Origin of the sequence: Streptomyces sp. NPDC005202 (genome assembly GCF_040608235.1) — a bacterium.
GTDB lineage: Bacteria > Actinomycetota > Actinomycetes > Streptomycetales > Streptomycetaceae > Streptomyces.
This window is the reverse complement of record NZ_JBEXHW010000008.1, coordinates 61,836-83,940: the sequence shown is the minus strand read 5'-3', so window position 1 is coordinate 83,940 and position 22,105 is coordinate 61,836. Positions and strand designations below refer to the sequence as shown.

Sequence of the window (22,105 nt, the reverse complement as noted above, 5' to 3'; positions counted from 1 at the left end):
TCAGCCGGCATGACCGGCCGGAGCAGCGGAATCAGCCGCTGTTCGGACTGCTGCTCGGACTGCTGCTCGGAGTGCTGCCAGGACTGCTGCTCGGACTCTTGCCCGGGGTCGGACCGGCGCTCGAACTCGGGCTCGCGCCGACCTTGTTGTCGCCGTTCTTGCCGTTGCCGCCGTTCTTGCCGTTGCCGCCGTTCTTGCCGTTGCCGCCGCTGGTCCTGTCCGCCTGGGACTGCGCCGCCTCGGCCCGCTTCAGCGCGTCCTGGAGGTCCTTCTGCGCCTGGCCGTACGCCTGCCAGTCACTCTTCTTCAGAGCCGCCTGGCCGTCGTCGAAGGCCTTTTGGGCGTCCTTCAGGGCCTGTTGGACCGTCGGGTTGCCCGACGTCGGCGGATTGCCGGTGCCCGTGTTGGGTGGCGTGGTCGAACCCGCCGCCCCGAACACCTTGTTGAGGGCCTCGTCGAGGGTGTCCTCGAAGGCAGTGCTGCCGCCGTAGGTCACCAACACCTTGCGCAGCAGTGGGTACTTGAGTCCGCCACCGCGTACGTAGACCGGCTCCACGTAGAGCAGACCCCCGTCGAGCGGAACGGTCAGCAGGTTGCCGTACTCGATCTCCGAGTCACCGCCCCTGATGAGCCGCACGAACTCGGCGATGTTCTGCTGCGAGTTGGAGTTGAACTGACTCTGCACCTGTTTCGGCCCGTCGACGGTCCTGCTCGTCGGCAGCTTCAGGATTCTGATCTGGCCGTAGTCGCTCGTGCCCGCCTGGGAGTCGACCGCCATGAAGGCGCTCAGGTTGTCCCGGCCGTTCGGCGTGAACGTCGTCGTCAGCGAGAACGCCTGGGAGGTCTGGTCGGGCATCTTCATGGTCAGGTAGTACGGCGGCACCGCGTTGCCCGACTTGTTGGTCGGGTCGTCCGGCACCTGCCACACCTCGCTGCCGCTGAGGAAGGTCTGCGCGTCCTGCACGTGGTAGCGGGTGAGCAGCTCGCGCTGGACCTTGAACAGGTCCTGCGGGTACCGGAGGTGGGCCATCAGCTCCGGGGAGATGTCCGACTTCGGCTTCACCGTCCCGGGGAACGCCTTCATCCAGGTCTTCAGGACCGGGTCCTGGCTGTCCCACTGGTACAGCCTGACCTGGCCGGTGTAGGCGTCGACGGTCGCCTTCACCGAGTTGCGGATGTAGTTGACCTGGTTCTGCTGGGCCATCACCGCGCGCTGGTTGTTGTTGTAGGTCAGCGAGTCGGCCGTCGTGGCGCCGAGGGTCGTACGGGAGGCGTACGGGTATCCGTTGGTCGTCGTGTACGCGTCGACGATCCACTGGATACGGCCGTCCACCACCGCCGGGTAGGCGTCGCCGTCGATGGTCAGCCAGGGTGCCACCGCCTCGACGCGCTCCTTGGGCGTGCGGTTGTACAGGATCCGCGAACCCTCGCCGATCGCCCCGGAGTAGAGGATCTGCGGCTCGCCGAACGCCACCGCGTACGCCGCCCGATTGAGCGGGCTGGCGAGGTTGACGCCGCTCCTGCCCTGGTAGCTGGTGGTCTTCTCGCCGCTGTCGTCGGAGTAGTCGATCTCCTTCTGGGGACCGCCGACGATCGAGTACGTGGTGGTCTTCTCGCCGTAGTAGATCCGCTGCTGGTACGTCCCCAGCTGACCGGTGGACGGCAGGTCGGACTCGGTGAACACGGGCTGGCCGTTGGGGTCGGCCTCCGTGCCCTTGGCCGCGACCACGCCGTAGCCGTGGGTGTAGCGGAAGTGGTTGTTGATCCAGTTCTTCTTCGGGATGCCGGCGAGGTTCAGCTCGCGCAGACCGACGACGGTGTCCTGGACCTTGCCGTCCTTGGTGTAGCGGTCGACGTCCAGATTGTTCGGGAACGCGTAGTAGTTCCGCATCTGCTGGAGCTGCTGGAACGTCGGCGAGACGATGTTCGGGTCCAGGATCCGGATGCTCGCCGCCGAGCCGACGTCGTTGCGCAGCTTCGACTTGTCCTTGGTGTCGCTCTTGCCGGCGTACTCGGACACCTTCGCGTCGTCGATGCCGTACGCCTCACGCGTCGCCTTGATGTTCTTCGCGACGTACGGGGCTTCCTTGGCCTGCTCGTTGGGCTGGACCTGGAACTTCTGGACGATCGCCGGGTACAGGCCGCCGATGAGGATCGCCGAGAGCACCATCAGACCGAAGCCGATGACGGGCAACTGCCAGGTGCGCCGCCACAGGGTGGCGAAGAACAGCAGCGCGCAGATGACGGCGATGCAGAAAAGGATCGTCTTGGCCGGCAGGTAGGCGTTGGCGTCGACGTACCTCAGGCCCGTCCAGTTGCCGGTCGCCTTGAAGTCGCTGGACTTGACCGCCAGTCCGTACCGGTCGAGCCAGTACGCGACCGCTTTCAGGGCGACGAAGACGCCCAGCAGCACCGACAGGTGCCCGGTGGCCGCGGCCGTGGCGCGCGCGCCCGGGCTGGTGATGCGCAGCCCGCCGTACAGGTAGTGGGTGAGGGCGGCGGCGATCAGGGACAGGATCGCGGCGGCGAAGCCGAAGCCCAGCAGGAACCGGTACCAGGGCAGGTCGAAGGCGTAGAAGGAGACATCGAGGTGGAACTGCGGGTCCTGCTTGCCGAAGGGCACGCCGTTGACCCACATCAGCCAGGTCCGCCACTGGCTCGAGGCCGAGGCGCCCGCGATCAGGCCCACCAGCGCGGTGATCCCGCACAGCAGCCACCTCTTGTACGGCGCGATGCCCATCCGGTACCGGTCGAGGCTCTGCTGCTCCATCGACATGGCGCTCAGCGGGGGCCGCAGCAGGTGCGCCAGCCAGATGTTGAAGCCGACCGCGGCCGCCATCAGCAGACCGAAGACGAAGAAGAGCCCGATCTTGGTCGACAGCGTGGTGGTGAACACGGACGAGTACTTCACCGACCGGTACCACAGCCAGTCCGTCCAGAAGCCCGCGAACATGGTGAACGCCATGCCCAGAACGGCAAGGACGCCCAGCGTCATCAGCAGGGTCCGGACGCGCCGGGACGGGCGGCCCACTCTGATCCGCGGCCCCGTCGGGCCTCCGCCGCGGTCCGGCATCTGGAAAGCCAAGGTGCGCACCTCGAAGTTCGCTGTTGATCCGTCAGGCCCTCGTCTTCGTGGACCGTACGTGCGCCCCCGTGATCGTGGGCCCACATCTATGCAACTTACTCACCGTTTACTCGGTTCCCGATTCCGGCCAGGAACGAGGCAGGATTGTGACCATGTCCAACACTCCCATGGCAGCGAGCCCGCTCACCCGGGCCGTACTCGAGATCGACGAGTACGCCTCCGGCCTCGGCTGGGACCAGCCCGCTCGCCTCTTCGCCCTCGTAGACACCGCGCGGCTGCGGGCCCAGCAACCTGCACTCGCGGCCCAGCTCGGCCTTGAGGACGAGCCGGAGACCACCGGTCTCACGCCCATCGAGCAGGACGAGATCCCGGCCGACCGGCCGCTCGACGAGTTCCTCGGCACTATCGCCTGGCCCGACGCGGTGACCGGCTGCGCGCTGACCGTGGAGCGCCTGATGCTCCCGCCGTCCGCCGAGGCACAGGTCCCGCAGGGCCTGGACGACGCCAAGCTGGCGCAGTGGGTGGCCGACCACCCCGAGCGCCAGGAAGTCCGCATGACAGTCGCGGTCCTGCGGGACGGCGCCCGGGAGTCGGCCCTGCGCCTGCGTGAGAAGGACTCTCCGACCGACGTCCTCACGGGCCCCGACCTGGTCCCGGGGCTGGCCGAGGCGCTGGCGGCCACGTTCGAGGACTGAGGTCTTCGGATACGTCACCGGGGGCGCCCTTGATCGTGAGGGCGCCCCCGGCCACGTATGAGGTCCTGCTCGTCAGCCCTTGACCGTGCACTTCGGCACATCGGCGGCCTTCCCGGAGCGGATGTCCTTCAGGGCGTCGAGCGCATCGCCGATGGTGTTCACCTTGACCAGGGTGAGCCCGGCCGGGGTGTCCTTGGCTGCGGCCGCGCAATTGTCGGCGGGCGTCAGGAAGTACTGGGCGCCCTTGCCGCGCGCACCGACGGTCTTCATCTCGACGCCGCCGATCGGGCCGACCTTGCCGTCGTCGTCGATCGTCCCGGTGCCGGCCACGAACTTGCCGCCGGTGAGATCGCCCGGCGTGAGCTTGTCGTAGATGCCGAGCGCGAACATCAGGCCCGCGCTCGGTCCGCCGACGTCGGCGAGCTTGATGTCGACCGTGAACGGGAACGTGTGATCGGTCCCGGCGGAGATCCCGACGATGGCGCGCTTGGCGCCGCTGTCGTCGGACTGCTTCGTCGTGATGGTGATGTCCTTGGTGGCGGTCGCCGTCCTGTGCGCCTTCTTGGCGGCGGCCTGCTCCTTGGCGGGCACGATGGTGAAGACGACGCTCTGACCGGGCTTGTGCTTGGTGACCAGCTTGGCGACGTCGGCGGGCTGCTTCACCGCCGTCCCGTCGACGGCCTTGATCACGTCACCGGCGTGCAGCTTGCCCTGGGCCGGGGTGCCCTTGATGACCGTCGAGACGATCACCCAGGACCGCACCGGGACGCCGAGCTCCTTCAGGGCGGCGACCTTGGCGCTCTCCTGGGACTGGCTGAACTCCTCGGCGTTCTCCTGGGTGGACTGCTCCTCCGTCTTGCCGTCGGGGTAGAGGGTGTCGTGCGGGACGATCTTGTCGTCGTGCGCGAGCCACCCGTAGACGGCCTCGACGAGGTTCATCCGGTAGTCGGCGCTGGTGACCCGGACGGTGGTCATGTTGAGGTGCCCGGTCGTCGGGTAGGTCTTGTGCCCGGAGATCTGCAGCACCGGCTCGCCGTCGTGCTCGCCGAGGGTGTTGACCGTCGGCCCCGGAGACATCTCCGAGTACGGCACGGGGAGGAACACTCCCGCGCACAGGAGCGCGATCAGCATCAGGGTGGAGGCGAGCATCGTCGCAGTGCGGCGTGGCATGACTCGACAGTACGGGACGCGTCTGTCAGCGCACCGTCAGGGCCGCCTTCCGTCACATACCGGAGTGGGACCTCTCCATGGCCTCGCGGAATCGGGCGTATCCGTCCAGCTCGGGACCGTCGCCGCGCACCTTGCGGGTCCGGTTCGCCCAGCTCCCCCACAGTCCGGCGGCTATCGCAGCCACAAGCGGAATCAGCAACCAGGCGAGTGCCGCCATGCCGACCTCCCAACCCCAACCGAGCGACCGCAACTGACTGATCAGCAGATTAGCCATCCGCACTCACAACGCTCACGCCAGGGGTGCGGTTACGCAACCGGAGTTGCGGCACAGGGGTTGAGCAGACCGCGCGGGGGCTCAGCGGACCGTGCGCGGGGGCTCAGCAGACCGCGCGGGGGCCCATCAGACCGTGCGGAGGGGGCTCAGCAGGCCCCCACCCACTCCTCGGTGCCGTCGGAGAACTTCTGGTGTTTCCAGATGGGCACCTCGTGCTTGAGGTCGTCGATCAGCTTCCGGCAGGCCTCGAAGGCCTCGCCCCGGTGCGGACATGACACGCCGACGACAACGGCGAGGTCCCCGACCTTCAGGTCCCCCACACGGTGCACGGCCGCCAGCGCCCGCACCGGATACTCCGCGACGACCTTCTCGGCGATCCGCCGCATCTCGGCCTCGGCACTGGGGTGACAGGAGTACCCCAGCTCGTCGACATCGGCACCCCCGTCATGATTCCGCACGGTCCCCACGAAGAGGGCGGTACCGCCGGCAGCGTCGTCCCCGACCGCCCGGAAGACCTCGTCGACGGAGAGGGGGGTCTCCCGGATGCCGATCAGCTTGATCGGGTCCTCAGCGGCCTGCTCTCCGGGATGATCGTTGGTGGGTGCCATGCCTCCATCGTGCCGCACGCGCGGGACCACGGGGAAGAGCGTTTTCCCCCGGCACGCGCGCGTGCCGGTTTGGAGCCTCCTACAGGACCCCTCCTGTTCACGCCCGCTCCTCAGATCCGCCGCCGCGCCATCCGGGCCCGCCCCTCAGATCCGCCGCCGCGCCTTCCGCGCCCGCTCCTCAGATCCGCCGCCGCGCCTTCCGCGCCCGCCGCACCACCGCGGCCGCGCCCAGCAGAGCCACCGTCGCCCCCGCGGCCCCCGCGGCCGTCGCGTCCTTCCGCCCGAGCCGCCGCCCGGCGACCGTGTGCCGCCCGGAAACCTCCTCCAGCAGCTGCGCGAGGACCTCCTCATTGGTCCACTTCGGCCGCCACCCCGCGTCATGCAGCCGGCTCCCGCTCACCACCCAGGGGTACATCGTGTACGCCAGATCACCCGCCGGAGACGGCGTGAGCCCGATCCGGTGCAGCCGGGCCGCCGCCCCCAGCGCGACCGCCGACGGCAGTTCCATGCGCCGGATCCCGCTGAGCTCCTCGACCTCCTCCTGCTCCAGCCATCCGTCGCACCCGACGGCCAGCTCCCCGTCGACCTTCTCCAGAACGGCGTACTCCAGCGCACTGCACAGATCCTCCACATGGCAGAACTGCCACGCGGGCCGCGACCCGGCCACCACGAGCAGCCGTGGCGACTCGAAGTACCTGGTCAGCGCGGTGTCCGTACCCCCGACCAGCACCGCCGGGCGTGCGACGGTGACGTTGAGCCCGGGATGCGCCCGCGGAGCGCGCCGCGCGAGCCGCTCGATCTCAAGCAGGTCCCCGACCCCGGTCGCCTCGGCGGTGGCCCGCAGTTCCGCGTCCTCCGACAGCGGCAGCTCGTTGTCCGGCAGCGCCCCGTACACCATTGCGGACGTGCACAGCACCACGCGGTGCACCCCGGCCGCCGCCGCGGCGGTCAGCACGGTCTGCGTCCCCCGGACGTTGTAGGCCGTACGGGCGGCAGGATCGGTCTCCAGATCCAGATCGAGCGCCAGGTGCACCACCACGTCCGCCCCGCGCAGTTTGTCCGCGATCGCCGGATCCCGCACGTCGAGGATGTGCCACTGCGCCGCCGCGCACTCACCGCGCCGCTCGTCGATGGCAATGACCTGCTTGATCCCCTCGGACGCGGCCAGCCGCTCGGTGAGCAGCGCACCGACCCCGCTCGCGGCACCGGTGACCGCGACGACGGGCCCGCGCACGGCGGGAGTGCTTTCGTGGTTTCGCGCTGCGCGAACCTGCGGATCTGGGGAACTCACCGGGCGTCTCCAGCGGTTGTCTTCAGTACGAGCGCGAGTGACGCGTACGTACCAGGTGGCATCCATCCTGCCGCAGGCCTTCAATCGGCGAAGCACCGAGGCCCGAACCGCCCATGGTGTCTACGCTGGGTGGTGTTGTCGGGCAGCCGCGCCGCCGGAGAGAACCGGTGGCCTTACCAGCCGAGGAATCCCGTGAGTGACACCCCATTCGGATTCGGCCTTCCGCCGGAGGAGCCGGAGAACGGCGACGAGGGCAAGAAGAAGGACCAGGAGAGCGGTGGTGGGCAGGGACCGGCCAACCCGTTCGGTTTCGGGTGGCCCGGAGCCGGAGGCCTTGGCGGACCCGGCGCCGACAATCCGCTCGCAGCCATGTTCGGTTCCCTGAACCCCACCGACCTGGGCGCCGCGTTCCAGCAGCTCGGCCAGATGCTCTCCTACGAGGGTGGCCCGGTGAACTGGGACATGGCCAAGCAGATCGCCCGCCAGACGGTTTCCCAGGGCACCCCGGACGGCACGAAGGACGCGAGCGTCGGCCCCGCCGAGCGCACCGCGGTCCAGGAGGCGGTCCGCCTGGCCGACCTGTGGCTGGACGATGTGACGTCCCTGCCGTCGGGCGCCGCCTCCGCGGTGGCGTGGAGCCGCGCGGAGTGGGTCGAGGCGACCCTGCCCGCGTGGCGGGAGCTCGTCGACCCGGTCGCCGAGCGCGTCGGCACCGCCATGGGCGACGTTCTGCCGGAGGAGATGCAGGCCATGGCCGGCCCGCTGATCGGCATGATGCGCTCCATGGGCGGCGCCATGTTCGGCACGCAGATCGGACAGGCCGTCGGCGTGCTGGCCGGCGAGGTCGTCGGTTCCACCGACATCGGCCTGCCGCTCGGCCCGGCCGGCAAGGCCGCGCTGCTGCCGGTGAACATCGAGGCGTTCGGCAAGGACCTGGGCGTGCCGAAGGAGGAGGTGCGGCTGTACCTCGCCCTGCGCGAGGCCGCCCACCAGCGCCTGTTCGCGCACGTGCCGTGGCTGCGCTCGCACCTGTTCGGCGCGGTCGACGGCTACGCGCGCGGGATCAAGGTCGACACGGCGAAGCTGGAGGACGTGGTCGGCCAGTTCGACCCGGAGAACCCCGAGCAGCTGCAGGACGCCCTCCAGCAGGGCATGTTCCAGCCGGAGGACACGCCGGAGCAGAAGGCCGCCCTGGCCCGTCTGGAGACCGCTCTGGCGCTGGTCGAGGGCTGGGTGGACGCGGTGGTGCACGCGGCCGCGAAGCCCCGCCTGTCGTCGGCCGACGCGCTGCGCGAGACGCTGCGCCGCCGCCGTGCCTCGGGCGGTCCGGCCGAGCAGACGTTCGCCACCCTGATCGGCCTGGAACTGCGCCCGCGCCGCCTGCGCGACGCCTCCCGCCTGTGGGCCTCGCTCACGGACGCGCGCGGGGTCGACGGCCGCGACGCCCTGTGGGCCCACCCGGACATGCTCCCGACGGCCACCGACCTGGACGACCCGGACGGCTTCGTGCACCGCGAGCAGCTCGACTTCTCCGAGCTGGACAAGATGCTCGGCGAGGCGGCCGACGGCTCCTCCGCAAAGCCGGACCTGAAGAAGAAGGACGACGGCGAGGCCAAGGGCGACGACGCCGAGTGAGCCTCCATGACGACGCGGTCCTCGTACTGAAGGAGTACGAGGACCAGCAAGAGCTGCGCCACGCCTACCTGGAGCACCTGGAGACGCACCCGCACGGCCTGTGGAAGGCCTGCAGGGACGGGCACATCACGGCGAGCGCCCTGGTGATCGACCCGCAGCAGGGACGGGTGCTGCTGACCCTCCACAAGAAGATCGGCATGTGGCTGCAGATGGGCGGCCACTGCGAGCCGGCCGACGAGACGCTGGCCGCGGCCGCCCTGCGCGAGGCCACCGAGGAGTCGGGCATCGCGGGGCTGACCCTGCTTCCCGGTGGGCCGGTGCGCCTGGACCGCCATCACACGCCGTGCGCCTGGCACTTCGACGTCCAGTACGCGGCGCTGGCTCCGGAGGGGGCCGTCGAGGCGATCAGCGACGAGTCGCTGGACCTGCGCTGGTTCGCCTACGACGAGGTGGCGGACGTGGCGGACGAGTCGGTCCTACGGCTACTGGAGGCCACGCGGGCGCGCATCTGAGCCGGACACAGGTGTAAGGGGCGGCCGCCTAGCGGACGCCCCTTACCTGTGCTTCCTGGGCGGTCAGCTCCGGACGTTCCCCTGGTCAGCTCCAGACGTTCCCCTGGTTCTGCCCGCGCGCCCCGTGCTGCCCCATGCCGAACTGCGCGGCGAGCCCCTGCCCGATGACGGCGTTCTGCGGCGGCAGCAGCTCGCTGGGCTGGACGAGCGCGTAGCCGCTGCCCATGAAGCTGAGCTCCCAGCCCTCACCGGTGTTGCCGCGGCGCCGCCACACCCCGGAGGAGTGCGTCTGGGCCTGCATCTGCACGCGCAGGCCGGTGGACCAGGCGACGATCGCGTCGGCGTCGCAGTTGACGTACTTGTCGGGCGTCACCTGCAACATCAGCGGCGCACCCGAGGTCATCAGGGCCACCTTGCCGCGGCCGGTGATGTTGAGCTGGTACTTCCCGGAGCCGGAGATGCCGTACATGCTGTCGACGGCGATGACCTCGTGGTGGAGCGAGGAGTCCATCGCCAGCACGTAGCTGCTGTCGACCGTCAGGCCGTCCTGCTCCACGTCCATGATGTGGACGTGCTGGGCGAGGTTGGCAAGGTAGACCGTGCCCTGCCCGTGGCAGCGCATCAGGTCGAGGCCCTCACCGGTGTACGCACGCGCGCGTGCCTGGTTGTTGCTCTGGTACTCGACGTCGAACTCGACGAGACCCTGGTAGGCGATCATGGTGCCCTTGCGGGCGAGGATGTCGTCGTGGCCCTCCAGGGTGACGCGCAGCATCTGCTTGTTCTGCAGGCTCCAGCGCTCCTGGGTCTGCACGTCGTTGAAGGCGAAAAGCGGGCTCTGCATGGTGTCCTGTCTCCCCCTCAGCCCCGGATCCGGAGGCGGTCGGTGCTGTCCTCGCTGGGCTGGACGACGACGATGCCCTGGCCCGAGAAGGCCATCTGGTAGGCCTCGCCGCTGCCCCGGCCGATCAGCGACTGCGCCTTGAAGCTGTGCTTGCCCTTCACCTTCAGGTTCGGGGACCAGGCGACGAGCGCGTCCGGGTCGACGTACGTCTCGTCCTCGCCGCCACCGCAGTCGACGACGATGGGCTTGCCCCGGGAGGTCAGCGCGACCCAGCCCTGCCCGGAGATCTTGGTGTTCCACAGGCCCTGCCCGGCGAACTTGGCCAGCCCCTTGACCCGCTCCACGCCCCACGTCAGGTGGGCGTCGAAGGCCAGCAGGTTGGTGGCGTTGACGGAGATGGCATCGCCGTTGAGGTTGATGACGACGACGTTGGCGCCGTAGTCGGCGAGGTAGAGCAGGCCGTCGCCGGAGCACTTCATCAGGGGCGCGCCCTCGCCGGTGATCCAGTCGCGCGCGATCTGGCGCACGGCCGGCGGATTGGGCTCGTACTGGATGAAACCTTCGTAGGCCACCATCGACCCCACGCGCGCGAGGAGGTCGTTTCCGGTCTGCATGGCGACCTTCAGCATGTGGCTGCCGTGGTTCTCCATGCGGGCGGTAACGGGTGCGGGGGCGTAGCCCGCGAGCGGCTGGTTCATGACGGGCTCCCTCAGACCTCGTAGGGCTGGACGACGACGAAGTTGCCGGGCGCGGCCCGGAACTGGAGGTTGACGCCCTCTCCGGTGTGGCCGGGGTAGGCGTTGCGGCGCATGCGCACCTGGCTGGAGACGATCACCTGGGCGGCGGCGGACCAGGCGACGACGGCGTTGGAGTCGACGAACGTCGTCGGCGTCACGGGCAGCACCACGGGGACGCCCTGCGTTTTGAGGACGATCGTGCCGGTGCCCTGGAACTGCATGGTGAACAGCGCACCGCCGGGAATGCCGTGTCCCTCGATCCGGCGGACCTCGTACTGGAGGCTCTCGTCGAAGGCGAGGACGTTCTCGGCGGAGACGCAGATCGCGTCGCCCTGGAGCTCCACCGGGTGCAGGTGGGAGGAGTTCTCGGCGAGGAACACCTGGCCCTGGCCCGTGCAGCGCATCAGCTGCATCTCCTGGCCGGTGGCGTTGCCCACAATCCGGCCGGCGAAGCCGGCGCCCTTGTAGCTGAAGTCGACCTTGCCCTGGTAGAGCACCATGCTGCCCTGCCGGGCCAGCACGGGCTGGCCGCCCATGCCGAGGTCGGCGCGGACGAGCTTGCTGTTCTGCAGCGTCCAGCGCTGCCCGGTGGGGGTCTCCTTGAACTGCTGCAGAGCGGCGGCCACACCGGCGCCCTGGGGAGCGCCCTGCGGGGCCCCGTACGGCGCGGGCTGGCCCGGGACCTGCCCGGACGGCTGCTGGCCGTATCCGGGCGGCGGAGTGGCCTGTCCGTAGCCGGCTGGCGGGGCCGGGGCCTGCGGCGCCTGGGGCTGGGGGTAGCCGGGAGGCGGGGGCGCGGTCGGGCCGGGGGCCTGGCCGTACGGAGGCTGCTGCTGGGCCGGCTGGCCATAGGGAGCGGGCACCCGGGCTGGGGGCGGGACGGTGCCACCGGGCGGGGTCATGGGCGCGACGATGGTCGGCGCGGCGTGCACCGAGGGCGCGGGCGCCGGAGCCGGGGGCGGAGTGGCTCCCGCGGGTGGCGCATAGCCCTGGGCGGCGGGCTGCGGCGCGGGAGTCGGGGCGGGAGTGGGCATGGGAGCAGCGGGGGCGACCGGTCCGGACGGCGTACCGAACGCCGGCGGCGCGGAGGCCTGGGCGGGCGGGGCGAAGCCCGGGGTGCCACCGGTCTGCGGCTGCTGCTGCGGGACGCTGCTCTCCTCCTCCAGGACCTCGCCGCCGAAGTTCTTCAGCAGCGCCTCGAGCCCCCCGTCGAAGCCCTGGCCGACGGCGGCGAACCGCCACACGTCCTTGAGGTAGAGGTCGCCCAGCATCACGGCCCGCTCGGTGGAGAACTCCGAGCCGTCGAACGAGTACCGGGCCACCTCCTCGCCACCGGCCACGATGCGCAGGTATCCGGGATTGATCTGCGACATCTGCCCGGCGCCGTCGATGGTCGCCGTGAACGACAGCTTGTGGATCTGCGGCGGGATCCGGTCCAGCGTGACCCGGAAGGACTCCGTGTCACCCGCCTGGGGACCCAGCAGTTGGATGGCCTCTTCGGGTGACTTGGGCTGGTTGAAGAAGACGAAGTACCGGTCGTCCGAGAGCCGTTCGTCGGCGTCGAGACCGAAGCAGCTGATGTCGAAGGTCAGTCCGGGGGCAGAGATCTGCACGCCTACGTACAGATCCGTGCCCGCGGTCAGGTCACTGATCCTGGCCTTGTGGCCGCGTTGGAATTCCCTGGACATGCGTAACGACCGTCCCCCATCCCGAATGTGAGTGCGTCGCGTCAGGCTAACGGCAAAGTCCGACACCGGACGAAGTCGGTACAGACCCGGTACACAATGCCCGTCCGGCGGTGCCGGACGCCCTCCGAGGGGAGCGGTCACTCGCTGCGCGCGCCCGCCAGATACGGCAGCCGGCCCGCGGCGACGACCCCTTCGAGGTAGCCCCGGGCCCGCTCGGTGCGCGGGTACGCCTCCAGGAGCCGCCAGAAGTCGGGCCCGTGACCGGGGACTAGCAGATGCGCGAGCTCGTGCACGAGGACGTAGTCGACGACGTACTCGGGCATGCCCTGCAGGCGGTGCGAGAGGCGGATGCTGCCCTCGGACGGCGTGCACGACCCCCAGCGCGTGTTCTGGTTGGTCACCCAGCGGACCGAGGCGGGCCGGGCCCGGCCGTCGAAGTACTGGGCAGACAGCCGCTCGGCGCGCTCGGCCAGCTCGCCGTCACCGAGCGCCCGCCTGCTCTCCTGGGCGGCCAGCTTGTCGAGCATGACGTTCACCCAGCGCTGCTCCTCCGCCTCGGACATCCGGGCGGGGATGAGCACGACGGTGCGATCGCCCTCGCGGTACGCGGAGACCGTCCTGCGGCGGCGGGCGCTCCTGCGGACCTCGATCGCGCTCGCCGCCGAGCCGCTCGGCGGCAGGCTCGTCTTGCTGCGCTGTGGCATTCCGGCGCGGTGCAGTGGGTCGGCGGACACGCCCCGACGTTACCGGGTGCACACGGGGGAAGTCCCGAGTCCGGGACGGTTCCGTTCCGATCCCCCACCGAGCGTTTGATTTGTACGACGAATATCCACCGCCTGTGGACAACTTTCGGCGCCGCCCGGCCGGGCCGGGCATGCTGGCACTCGTCGGCAGAGCGAGGACCGGCTCACCGGCATACGGGGACGTTCTGGAACTTTTCTTCGGCTACGGGGGCCTGCATGCATCCGATGGTGAAGCCCGCGCTCCGGCGCGGCTGGCGCAATCTCAACACCGTGCAGTTCGGGATGACTCCGGCGCACGCGATGACGCTGGGGCCGATGGACATCGCGACGGGCAATTTCCTGGACCTGCTCAACGGCACGCGCGGACTCCCCCTCCTACGGCAGGAGGGGCACAGCATGGACCTGCCCGAGGGCCACGTCGACGGGCTCCTGGAGCGGCTGGCCCGGGCCGGGCTCCTCGACGACGCGCGGGGAGGCGGTCCGGCTGCCGACGCGCTGCGCGGGAAGAAGAAGGTCATGGACCGGCTGCGCCCCGACCTCGCCTCGCTCTCCCTCGTCGCACGCGCACCGGGCGACGCGATGGCGCGCCTGGCCGCCCGCCGCAGCCTGCGCGTGCAGGTCAGGGGCGCGGGCCGGGTGGGCGCGGTGCTGGCCGCCGTGCTGTCCGGCGCGGGTGTCGGCGAGGTCGACGTGCGCGACGGCGGCTGCGTCGAGCCGTGGGACGTCACGCCGGGCGGGCTGCCCGCTGAGGCCGTCGGCGAGCGCAGGGACGAGGCGGCGCGCCGGGCGGTACGCCGGGCGGCGCCGGACCGCCCGGTGCGCCGCGGCCCCCAAGCGCCGCCCGAGGAGGGCGACCCGGGCTTCTCCTTGGTGATCCTCGCCCCTCGCGACGATGTCGCCGTACACGCGCCCGACCCGTCCGCGGCCGCTCCCCTCATGGCGTCCGGAACACCGCACCTGTATGCCGGTGTCGTGGAGGGAACAGGCATCGTGGGCCCCCTCGTCCTGCCCGGCGGGACAAGCTGTGCCGGCTGCCTGCACCAGGGCCGCACGGACCGGGACGAGGTCTGGCCGCGCCTGGTGGCGCAGTGGCGCTCCGGGAGGCAGCGCCCTGTGCGGCCCTGCGACCTGGCACTCGCCACGACGGTCGCCGGGCTGGCGGCCGCGCACGCACTCGCTTTCCTGGACGGGGAGGCGCCCTCCAGCGCGGGCGCCCGCTGGGAGGTGTCCGTGCCCGGCCTGAACTGGCGTGCGCGACCGATCCGTCCGCATCCCGCATGCCCGTGCGGAGCGGTGGGGAAAGCCAAGGGGGAACACGCCTCAAAGGACGGGGAGCCACACGAGACAATGGCGGTGCAACGGCCGTCATCGGAGCTATGCCGTCAGGCAGGCGCGGCGCGGCTTGCTGGGACTTGGAGGGCGCATGTCTGATCTTCCCCGGAAGGCGGTTACCCGTACCGCCAAGCTCGCTGCGCTGCCGCTCGGCTTCGCCGGGCGGGCGACCTGGGGGCTCGGCAAACGGATCGTCGGCGAGTCCGCGGAGATCGTCGGCCGCGAGCTGCAGCAGCGGACAGCCGAGCAGCTGTTCAAGGTGCTCGGCGAGCTCAAGGGCGGGGCGATGAAGTTCGGGCAGGCCCTGTCCGTCTTCGAGTCGGCGCTGCCCGAGGAGGTCGCCGGTCCCTACCGGGCGGCGTTGACCAAGCTCCAGGAAGCGGCGCCGCCGATGCCTACACGCACCGTGCACTCGGTGCTGGAGGAGCGTCTCGGCGCGGACTGGCGTGAGCTGTTCGAGGAGTTCGAGGACAAGCCGTCCGCCGCGGCGTCGATCGGCCAGGTGCACCGGGCGGTGTGGCACGACGGCCGCGAGGTGGCGGTCAAGGTGCAGTACCCCGGCGCCGGCGAAGCCCTCCTGTCCGACCTGAACCAGCTGAGCCGCTTCGCCCGCCTCCTGGGGCCGCTGATCCCCGGCATGGACATCAGGCCCCTGATCACCGAGCTCAAGGACCGGGTCTCCGAGGAACTGGACTACGGCCTGGAGGCTCAGGCCCAGCGGGCCCACGCGGAGGAGTTCGCCGACGACCCGGACGTCGTGGTGCCCGCGGTGATCCACCAGCGCGAGCAGGTCCTGGTCACGGAGTGGATCGACGGCATTCCGCTGTCGGAGGTGATCGCGGCCGGCACCCCGGAGCAACGCGACCGCGCCGGCCAGCTCCTGGCCCGCTTCCTCTTCTCGGGCCCGGCCCGTACCGGCCTCCTGCACGCCGATCCGCACCCGGGCAACTTCCGCCTCCTGCCCGGCGGCCCGGCGGGCGAGGACGACTGGCGCCTGGGCGTCCTGGACTTCGGCACGGTCGACCGCCTCCCCGGCGGCCTGCCGACGCCGATCGGCGAGTCCCTGCGCATGACCCTTGACGGCGAGGCCGAGGCGGTCTACGAACTCCTGTGCGCGGAGGGCTTCGTCAAGGAGTCGATCGAGCTGGACCCCGCCGCCGTCCTCGACTACCTCCTGCCGATCATCGAACCGGCCCGGGTGGACGCGTTCACCTTCACCCGCGGCTGGATGCGCAGCCAGGCTGCCCGCGTCGCCGACCCCCGCTCCCCCGCCTATCAACTGGGCAAGCAGCTCAATCTGCCCCCGGCCTACCTGCTGATACACCGCGTCACCCTGAGCACGATCGGCGTGCTGTGTCAGCTGGGATCGACGGTGCGGCTGCGGGAGGAGTTGGAGGAGTGGCTGCCGGGGTTCGTTTCCGAGGCGGAGGACGAGAAGCCGGCCGCCGAGGCGTGAGCCCCTACCACCAGGCCGAGTCGAGGCGCCCCTCGATCGATCTGAGGTTCTGCCGGGAACAGGCGTCGCAGAAGTAGTGGCGGGCGCCGTTCTCCACGGAACACGTCCAGGTGGGTTGCGGGCCTTCGGACACCGTGCCGCAGCGCGCGCACACGAGGGGCGGGCGCTCCACGGTGGAGTCGCCGTGGTCACTGCCTCCGGAAAGACTCGTCACCCCGTGACGATATCGCCGTGCCGCGAACCGGCGGGCGCAACGCACCGCGGGGGCCGGTCCGTTCGGACGGACCGGCCCCGGCGTAGAGGGTTTCGCCTCCCTGACCGGGAGGTCACTGCGTGACGGTGTGGTCGGTTACTGCATGACCGCCATGGCAAGCGCGCGGCGGGCGCGCCGCGAGGCGCGCTCGGCGCGGCGCTGCATCCTGCGGGCGGCCGCCAGGCGCGCGGCCTGGCGTTCCTGCTCCGCCTCCTGCAGCCGCTGGTGCATATGCGCACGAGCCAGGGCTTCTGGAATGAGTTGCATCTCTCGGGTCCTGTTCTGACGCGAGTCGTTCGCGCCGGTGGTGGTGACGTCTTCGGTCGCGGAGCCTGCGGGCTCGCTGGTGGACGGCTTCATCGGGGCCTGCTTCTGGGGGTCGTGCGTGAGGGGGCGGTCGATCGTTCCTGCGGTGTTCATGCCGTGACCGGGTTCTTCCGCGGGCGACCACGCGGCCGCTTCCGGGCAACGACGACACCCTGGACGAACAACTCGCCACCCCAGACGCCCCAGGGCTCACGCCGCTCCTTGGCGCCGGCGAGGCAGGCCTCGATCAGCGGGCAGGTGCGGCAGAGGGACTTGGCGTACTCCACGTCCGCCGGCGACTCGGCGAAAAAGACCTCCGGGTCGTAGGAACGGCAGGGGACGGGCACGCCGAGGTTCTCGATGGCGTCGTCGAGCGCGGTGAGCGCGGTGAGCGGAGTCAAGGTGGAGTCCTCCGTGAGGCCGGGCGGGGGGATCGTGTCGGAAGGCGGTACGGACGGGGCGTGCGCTTCGAGTTGCACGGTTCGTCTTCCTCGTCTGGTCGGTCCGGCCGGTTGGCCGGGTGTCGGCTGGGTACCGGGTTCTTTTCTTTGTCCCGAGGCCCCTTCGCTCCGCCGTCCCCGTTCGGGGAAAACAGAAGGGCCGCGGATCCCGGATGGGGTTCCGCGGCCCTGAAGGCGCCGGCCTGATCGGCGATCAGGCTGGATCACTCCAGGGTTTTGGCCCACGGAAGGCCCACATCAGGTGGTGCTGCGTCGTCTGCTCCCGGTTTCCGGCACCGGCCGCAAAGGCATAGGCCTGCGCCTGTGCCGCTACTGCTTCCAGTGCCTTGGTCGGTCGATCGTTGCGCTCACGGATGGGAAGACCCGCGAGAGACACGGAGGACGCCGGACGCACGGCAGGAATGCCGGACAGACCGGTGCCCTGGTTCGAGACGCCGAGCATGCACAGAGAGGCGACCGAGCGATCGGTCATTTTGGCGGTGCTGATGGAGCTGCTCTTGATGCTGATCACTGGACTCGCCTCCTCTCGGCGTCTCGGAGACTGGGGGTGACCCAGCCCGTTCGGATATGCAAGTACAACACGGAATCAGGGCCTCAAGGAAGGCCGCTGTTCCCGTGGCTAAGAACCTATGGGGATTGCCGGGGCATGCGCAAACTATTTTTTCGACGAGTTCGTATCAGTCCCCCTCTTCTTCTTCCCCAGGCTCCTGGCCTGCGCAGATGGCGAGAACATCGGCCCCGTAGCGGTTGAGCTTGCGCATCCCGACCCCGGGGATGCGCGCCAGCTCGCGCTCGTCGTCGGGGGCGGCCTCGGCGATCGCCATGAGGGTCTTGTCGGTGAAGACGCAGAAGGCGGGCTGCCCGCTGCGCCGCGCCTGGTCCGCTCGCCACTCGCGCAGCCGCTCGTAGAGGCCCTCGTCCATGTTGGATGGACAGTCCTCGCAGCGCATCAGCTTCATTTCTCCGGCGTCGGTGAGCGTGCGGCCGCAGACCCGGCAGCGGGCCGGGGTGCGCTGGGTCCGCCGCGGGGCGCCTCCCACGGTGCCCACCGCCTCCGCGCCGCCGGTGAGGCCCCGCTCGATGCCGGCGGCGCCGGCCGCGCCGGTGCGGCCGGCGGTGGCGGTCGAGCCGGGGCGCAGTCCGTCGAGGAAGCGGCTGGGGCGGCGGTTGGGGCGGCCGCCGGGTGAGCGGGACAGCGCCCAGGAGACATGGAGCCGCTCACGGGCCCGGGTGACGCCGACGTAGAGGAGACGGCGCTCCTCCTCGATCTGCTCGTCGGTTCTGGCGTAGGTGATCGGGATCATGCCCTCGGCGACACCGACCAGGAAGACGACGTCCCACTCCAGGCCCTTGGCCGAGTGCAGGGAGGCGAGGGTAACGCCCTGGACGGTCGGGGCGTGCTGGGCGTTCGCCCGCTCGTCCAGCTCGGCCACGAGGTCGCCGAGGGTGGCGCCCGGGTGGGCGGCGGCGAAGTCATGCGCGAGGTTCACCAGGGCGGCCAGCGACTCCCAGCGCTCTCTGACGGCGCCGGAGCCGGCCGGGGGCTGAGGGGTCCAGCCCTCGCCGGACAGCACGGCGCGCACCTGGGAGGGCAGGTCGACGGCGTCGTCGAGGAGGGAGTCGTTGCCCCCGAAGCGGGCGGCGCCGCGCAGGGCGATGCCCGCCTTGCGCACCTCCGGCCGGTCGAAGAAGCGCTCGGCGCCGCGCAGCTGGTAGGGGACTCCGGCGTCCGCGAGGGCCTGCTCGTAGGTCTCGGACTGGGAGTTCGTACGGAACAGGATCGCGATTTCGCTCGCCGGGACGCCGGAGTCGATGAGGTCGCGGATGCGGCGGGCGGCGCCCTCGGCCTCGGCCGGCTCGTCGGTGTACTCGGTGTAGACGGGCTCGGGGCCCGGAGGGCGCTGGGAGACCAGTTCCAGACGGTGGTCGGCGGCACGGCCGCGCGCCTGGGCGAGCAGTCCGTTGGCGAGGTGGACGACCTGGGGGGTGGAGCGGTAGTCGCGAACCAGCTTGACCACGGTGGCACCGGGGTGGCGGGTGCGGAAATCGAGCAGGTGGTCGGGTGTTGCTCCCGTGAACGAGTAGATCGTCTGACTGGCGTCACCGACGACGCACAGGTTGTCCCGGTCGCCGAGCCACAGCTCCAGCAGGCGCTGCTGGAGGGGGCTGACGTCCTGGTACTCGTCCACCACGAAGTGCTGGTACTGGGCGCGGACCTGTTCGGCGATGTCGTGCCGGTCCTGGAGGATGGCCACGGTCAGCAGCAGGACGTCCTCGAAGTCGATGACCGCGCGGTCCCGCTTGAGGTCTTCGTAGACGGAGTAGAGGTGGGCGATCTCGGCCGGGTCGCGCGGGGCCTCGCGGCCGGCCTTCGCGGCTGCGAGCGGATAGTCGGCGGGGACGGTCTGGGTGACCTTGGACCACTCGATCTCGGCGGTGACGTCCCGCAGCTCGCCCCGGTCGAGGCGGACACGGCAGGCGGCGGCCGCGTCCGCGACGAGCTGGATCTTGCGGTCGACGAGCCGGGGCATGCTGCCGCCGACCGCTTTCGGCCAGAAGTACTGCAGCTGACGCAGGGCGGCCGAGTGGAAGGTCCGGGCCTGGACTCCGTGCGCGCCGAGCTGGCGCAGTCGACCGCGCATCTCTGCGGCGGCACGGTTGGTGAAGGTGACCGCGAGCACGCTGGAGGGCTGGAGGATGCCGGCGCGCACGCCGTAGGCGATGCGGTGGGTGATCGCCCGGGTCTTGCCCGTGCCGGCGCCTGCCAGCACACACACCGGGCCGTGCAGGGCGATGGCCACCTCGCGCTGCTCGGGGTCGAGCCCTTCGAGCACCGCGTCGGCCGAGTCCGGTACCTGCGGGAAGAGCGTGGAGTGCGTTGCTGCTGTCACACGGCCATGCTGCCAGGTCGCAGGAGACGGCTGTGCCGGTTGTCCACAGGCAGGGCCTTGCAGTCGTACTAATGCGGCAGGCGTCACGTCCTGCCGGATACCCCCGGTGGGAATGCCGGGTCCCTTCGCGTACGTTCCTCCCCTGCGACCACTACGTCCCCGAGCCGCCGAAGGAGCGCGAGAGACATGCCGGGCACTGTGACGATGTACAGCACCACGTGGTGCGGCTACTGCCGTCGGCTGAAGAGCCAGCTGGACCGCGAGGGCATCGCGTACACCGAGATCAACATCGAGCAGGACCCGGATTCCGCGGCGTTCGTCGAGAAGGCGAATGGCGGAAACCAGACCGTTCCGACCGTGCTCTTCCCGGACGGCTCGACGCTGACGAACCCGTCGCTGGCGCAGGTCAAGCAGAAGATCGGCGCGTAGGCGCCCCGCGGTTGCGCGGAAGGCGGCCCCCGAGGCGAACTCAGGGGCCGCCTTCTCGTGGTTTGTCCCACACCAGCGTGTAGCGCCGCAGGAGTCGGCGGCGGAAGCGGCAGCCGGGCAGGAGGTGACGCGCGGTCCGCCGCACCTCGCTCCAGGTCGTCGTCGAGCCCTCGAGGGGCATGCCGGCCGGGCCGCCCTTTCCGCCTCGCAAGCAGCGTGTGGTATCGGCTCGCGGGCACGCCGAACCCGCTGATCACCCAGTCCAGGGGCGTCCGGTCGTTCGCCAGGCCGACGATCACCAGGCGGCCGCCGGGCGCCAGCAGCCGTACCAGCCGTCCCACCGCGCCATGTGGTGGACGACGGCGACGGCGCTCACGAAGTCGTACCCGCCGTCGGGCAAACGCGGGTCGTCCAGGAAGTCAGCCTCCAGGAAGGTGACGTTCCCGTGCACGCACCGACGGGCGAGCCGGATCATCTCCGGCGACCGGTCCACCGCGGTCACCGCGTCGGCCCTGGCTGCCAGCTTGCGCGCCGGCAGACCGTCGCCGCACCCCACGTCCAGGGCCGTGCGGCAGCCGTCGGGGACGGCGGCGAGCACCACGGGGTGGTAGTGGACGTTGTGGTTCCAGTACGGGTCGGTCATCCGCCCGTCCAGGTCACCCGCTCCTCGTGGGCAGTGGCTTGCCGTACCAGAGCTCGATCAGGCGGGCCGCGATCGAGATGCCGTACGGCGGCAGGACCTCGCCGGAGTCGAAGGCGGCACGCAGTTCGTCGCGGGAGAACCAGCGGGCCTCGTGGATCTCGTCGCCGTCGACGTTGATGTCGGTCGAGGTGGCGCGGGCCATGAAGCCCAGCATGAGGCTGGAGGGGAAGGGCCAGGGCTGGCTGGCGACGTACTCGACCTGGCCGACGGTGATGCCGACCTCCTCCTGGACTTCGCGGCGCACCGACTGCTCGATGGACTCACCGGGCTCGACGAAGCCGGCGAGCGTGGAGAAGCGGCCCTCGGGCCAGTGCACCTGGCGGCCGAGCAGGATGCGGTCGTCCTCGTCGGTGACGGCCATGATCACGGCGGGGTCGGTGCGCGGGTAGTGCTCGGCCCCGCAGGCCGGGCAGCGGCGGATGTGGCCGGCCGCGGCGATCACGGTGCGCTCCCCGCAGCGCGAGCAGAAGCGGTGCAGGCGCTGCCAGTTCTCCAGGGCGACGGCGTGCACCATCAGGCCGGCGTCCCGGGGCGACAGCAGCGGGCCGGCCTCGCGCAGCCCCGCCGGGCGGGCGGACTGGTCCATGCGGCCGGGCAGGGAGTCCTTCTGAAGGGCGAAGTAGCTGACGCCGTCCGCGTCGGTGCCCAGGAAGTAGCGGTGCGCCTCGGTGAGGGGGGCCTCGAAGGAGGGGGTCATGACGAGTTCGGTGCGCCCGTCGGGTGTTTCGTCGATGAGGACCTGACCGCCGGAGACCACGAAACAGCGCGTCGAGGGGTGGCTCCACGCCGCGGCGAGCCAGGCTTCGTCGAGCCGGTGGTGGGCGGCCCGGTCGATGCCGCTGGGCGCGGTGAGTGAGATGGGTCGGTCGGCGGTGTGGTCGGTCCAGGTGGTCACGGGTGCTTCCAACTCCCCCGGGGGAACGGTTGTTTCGGCGACGGTTCAGCAGGACGTGCGGCAGGAGGCGACCGCGTCCGGCGAGGCCTGGAGGTGCGGG

General features: G+C 70.6%; 23 protein-coding genes. 6 read left to right on the top strand and 17 right to left on the bottom strand.

Annotated features, from left to right (window positions below; all coding sequences use genetic code 11):
* Window positions 1-31: 31 nt before the first annotated feature.
* Window positions 32-3,073, bottom strand: a complete 3,042-nt coding sequence (locus ABZV31_RS15315; RefSeq protein ID WP_355893621.1) for a UPF0182 family protein — start codon at window positions 3,071-3,073, stop codon at window positions 32-34.
* A 164-nt stretch (window positions 3,074-3,237) separates the two neighbouring features.
* Here ABZV31_RS15315 and ABZV31_RS15310 point away from each other — a divergent pair, with 164 nt between their 5' ends.
* On the top strand, window positions 3,238-3,780 hold the full coding sequence (locus tag ABZV31_RS15310) for a PPA1309 family protein (RefSeq protein WP_355893241.1): 543 nt from the start codon (window positions 3,238-3,240) through the stop codon (window positions 3,778-3,780).
* A gap of 72 nt (window positions 3,781-3,852) precedes the next feature.
* Here the strand turns inward: ABZV31_RS15310 and ABZV31_RS15305 are convergent, their stop codons facing one another.
* The 4 genes from ABZV31_RS15305 to ABZV31_RS15290 form a co-directional block, all read right to left on the bottom strand.
* Window positions 3,853-4,950 carry a PDZ domain-containing protein gene (locus ABZV31_RS15305; protein ID WP_355893238.1) on the bottom strand — a complete coding sequence of 366 codons (1,098 nt, stop codon included), beginning with the start codon at window positions 4,948-4,950 and terminating at the stop codon, window positions 3,853-3,855.
* A 52-nt stretch (window positions 4,951-5,002) separates the two neighbouring features.
* Window positions 5,003-5,167: a hypothetical protein gene (locus ABZV31_RS15300; RefSeq protein ID WP_355893236.1), complete on the bottom strand. Its 165-nt coding sequence runs from the start codon at window positions 5,165-5,167 to the stop codon at window positions 5,003-5,005.
* Window positions 5,168-5,370: 203 nt separating this feature from the next.
* Entirely contained in the window at window positions 5,371-5,832 is a 462-nt protein-coding gene (locus ABZV31_RS15295) for a molybdenum cofactor biosynthesis protein MoaE (RefSeq protein ID WP_355893233.1), read from the bottom strand.
* A 178-nt stretch (window positions 5,833-6,010) separates the two neighbouring features.
* Complete coding sequence (locus ABZV31_RS15290; RefSeq protein ID WP_355893230.1) at window positions 6,011-7,123, bottom strand: SDR family oxidoreductase; 1,113 nt, start codon at window positions 7,121-7,123, stop codon at window positions 6,011-6,013.
* 192 nt (window positions 7,124-7,315) lie between these two features.
* Here ABZV31_RS15290 and ABZV31_RS15285 point away from each other — a divergent pair, with 192 nt between their 5' ends.
* Together ABZV31_RS15285 and ABZV31_RS15280 are read left to right on the top strand one after the other, a co-directional pair.
* Window positions 7,316-8,758 (top strand): zinc-dependent metalloprotease, encoded by a 1,443-nt coding sequence (locus tag ABZV31_RS15285; protein ID WP_355893227.1) that lies wholly within the window; start codon window positions 7,316-7,318, stop codon window positions 8,756-8,758.
* The gene (locus ABZV31_RS15280; RefSeq protein WP_355893224.1) at window positions 8,755-9,270 is read left to right on the top strand and encodes an NUDIX hydrolase; all 516 of its coding nucleotides are present in this window, start codon (window positions 8,755-8,757) and stop codon (window positions 9,268-9,270) included. The genes ABZV31_RS15285 and ABZV31_RS15280 overlap by 4 nt, the downstream gene beginning before the upstream one ends.
* Before the next feature lie 85 nt (window positions 9,271-9,355).
* Here the strand turns inward: ABZV31_RS15280 and ABZV31_RS15275 are convergent, their stop codons facing one another.
* The 4 genes from ABZV31_RS15275 to ABZV31_RS15260 all read right to left on the bottom strand — a co-directional run bounded on the left by ABZV31_RS15275 (window position 9,356) and on the right by ABZV31_RS15260 (window position 13,270).
* On the bottom strand, window positions 9,356-10,111 hold the full coding sequence (locus ABZV31_RS15275; RefSeq protein WP_355893221.1) for an AIM24 family protein: 756 nt from the start codon (window positions 10,109-10,111) through the stop codon (window positions 9,356-9,358).
* Between the two features lie 17 nt (window positions 10,112-10,128).
* Window positions 10,129-10,809: an AIM24 family protein gene (locus ABZV31_RS15270; RefSeq protein ID WP_355893218.1), complete on the bottom strand. Its 681-nt coding sequence runs from the start codon at window positions 10,807-10,809 to the stop codon at window positions 10,129-10,131.
* A gap of 11 nt (window positions 10,810-10,820) precedes the next feature.
* Window positions 10,821-12,536, bottom strand: coding sequence for a TerD family protein (locus tag ABZV31_RS15265; protein ID WP_355893215.1), 1,716 nt, complete (start codon window positions 12,534-12,536; stop codon window positions 10,821-10,823).
* Between the two features lie 137 nt (window positions 12,537-12,673).
* Window positions 12,674-13,270, bottom strand: coding sequence for a M48 family metallopeptidase (locus tag ABZV31_RS15260; RefSeq protein WP_355893214.1), 597 nt, complete (start codon window positions 13,268-13,270; stop codon window positions 12,674-12,676).
* Window positions 13,271-13,495: 225 nt separating this feature from the next.
* Between ABZV31_RS15260 and ABZV31_RS15255 the strand changes: the two genes are divergently transcribed.
* The gene (locus ABZV31_RS15255; RefSeq protein WP_355893211.1) at window positions 13,496-14,710 is read left to right on the top strand and encodes a TOMM precursor leader peptide-binding protein; all 1,215 of its coding nucleotides are present in this window, start codon (window positions 13,496-13,498) and stop codon (window positions 14,708-14,710) included.
* A complete protein-coding gene (locus ABZV31_RS15250) occupies window positions 14,703-16,067 on the top strand; it encodes an AarF/ABC1/UbiB kinase family protein (protein WP_355893208.1) in 1,365 nt (454 codons plus the stop codon). The genes ABZV31_RS15255 and ABZV31_RS15250 overlap by 8 nt, the downstream gene beginning before the upstream one ends.
* Window positions 16,068-16,071: 4 nt before the next feature.
* On the opposite strand, the gene ABZV31_RS15245 is transcribed toward ABZV31_RS15250, so the two are convergent.
* The 5 genes from ABZV31_RS15245 to ABZV31_RS15225 all read right to left on the bottom strand — a co-directional run bounded on the left by ABZV31_RS15245 (window position 16,072) and on the right by ABZV31_RS15225 (window position 19,978).
* The gene (locus tag ABZV31_RS15245) at window positions 16,072-16,281 is read right to left on the bottom strand and encodes a hypothetical protein (protein ID WP_355893205.1); all 210 of its coding nucleotides are present in this window, start codon (window positions 16,279-16,281) and stop codon (window positions 16,072-16,074) included.
* A gap of 135 nt (window positions 16,282-16,416) precedes the next feature.
* Window positions 16,417-16,740: a hypothetical protein gene (locus tag ABZV31_RS15240; RefSeq protein ID WP_355893202.1), complete on the bottom strand. Its 324-nt coding sequence runs from the start codon at window positions 16,738-16,740 to the stop codon at window positions 16,417-16,419.
* Complete coding sequence (locus tag ABZV31_RS15235; RefSeq protein WP_134029505.1) at window positions 16,737-17,105, bottom strand: WhiB family transcriptional regulator; 369 nt, start codon at window positions 17,103-17,105, stop codon at window positions 16,737-16,739. The genes ABZV31_RS15240 and ABZV31_RS15235 overlap by 4 nt, the downstream gene beginning before the upstream one ends.
* A 175-nt stretch (window positions 17,106-17,280) precedes the next feature.
* Window positions 17,281-17,598, bottom strand: a complete 318-nt coding sequence (locus ABZV31_RS15230) for a hypothetical protein (protein ID WP_355893199.1) — start codon at window positions 17,596-17,598, stop codon at window positions 17,281-17,283.
* A 166-nt stretch (window positions 17,599-17,764) separates the two neighbouring features.
* Window positions 17,765-19,978 carry an ATP-dependent DNA helicase UvrD2 gene (locus tag ABZV31_RS15225; RefSeq protein ID WP_355893196.1) on the bottom strand — a complete coding sequence of 738 codons (2,214 nt, stop codon included), beginning with the start codon at window positions 19,976-19,978 and terminating at the stop codon, window positions 17,765-17,767.
* A gap of 186 nt (window positions 19,979-20,164) precedes the next feature.
* Here ABZV31_RS15225 and ABZV31_RS15220 point away from each other — a divergent pair, with 186 nt between their 5' ends.
* The gene (locus ABZV31_RS15220) at window positions 20,165-20,407 is read left to right on the top strand and encodes a mycoredoxin (RefSeq protein ID WP_355893194.1); all 243 of its coding nucleotides are present in this window, start codon (window positions 20,165-20,167) and stop codon (window positions 20,405-20,407) included.
* A gap of 40 nt (window positions 20,408-20,447) precedes the next feature.
* Here the strand turns inward: ABZV31_RS15220 and ABZV31_RS15215 are convergent, their stop codons facing one another.
* From ABZV31_RS15215 to nudC, 3 genes are all read right to left on the bottom strand, one after another.
* Window positions 20,448-20,618, bottom strand: coding sequence for a hypothetical protein (locus ABZV31_RS15215; protein WP_355893191.1), 171 nt, complete (start codon window positions 20,616-20,618; stop codon window positions 20,448-20,450).
* A gap of 84 nt (window positions 20,619-20,702) precedes the next feature.
* Complete coding sequence (locus ABZV31_RS15210) at window positions 20,703-21,050, bottom strand: class I SAM-dependent methyltransferase (RefSeq protein WP_355893189.1); 348 nt, start codon at window positions 21,048-21,050, stop codon at window positions 20,703-20,705.
* Between the two features lie 13 nt (window positions 21,051-21,063).
* Complete coding sequence (nudC, locus tag ABZV31_RS15205; protein WP_355893186.1) at window positions 21,064-22,017, bottom strand: NAD(+) diphosphatase; 954 nt, start codon at window positions 22,015-22,017, stop codon at window positions 21,064-21,066.
* Window positions 22,018-22,105 lie beyond the last annotated feature (88 nt).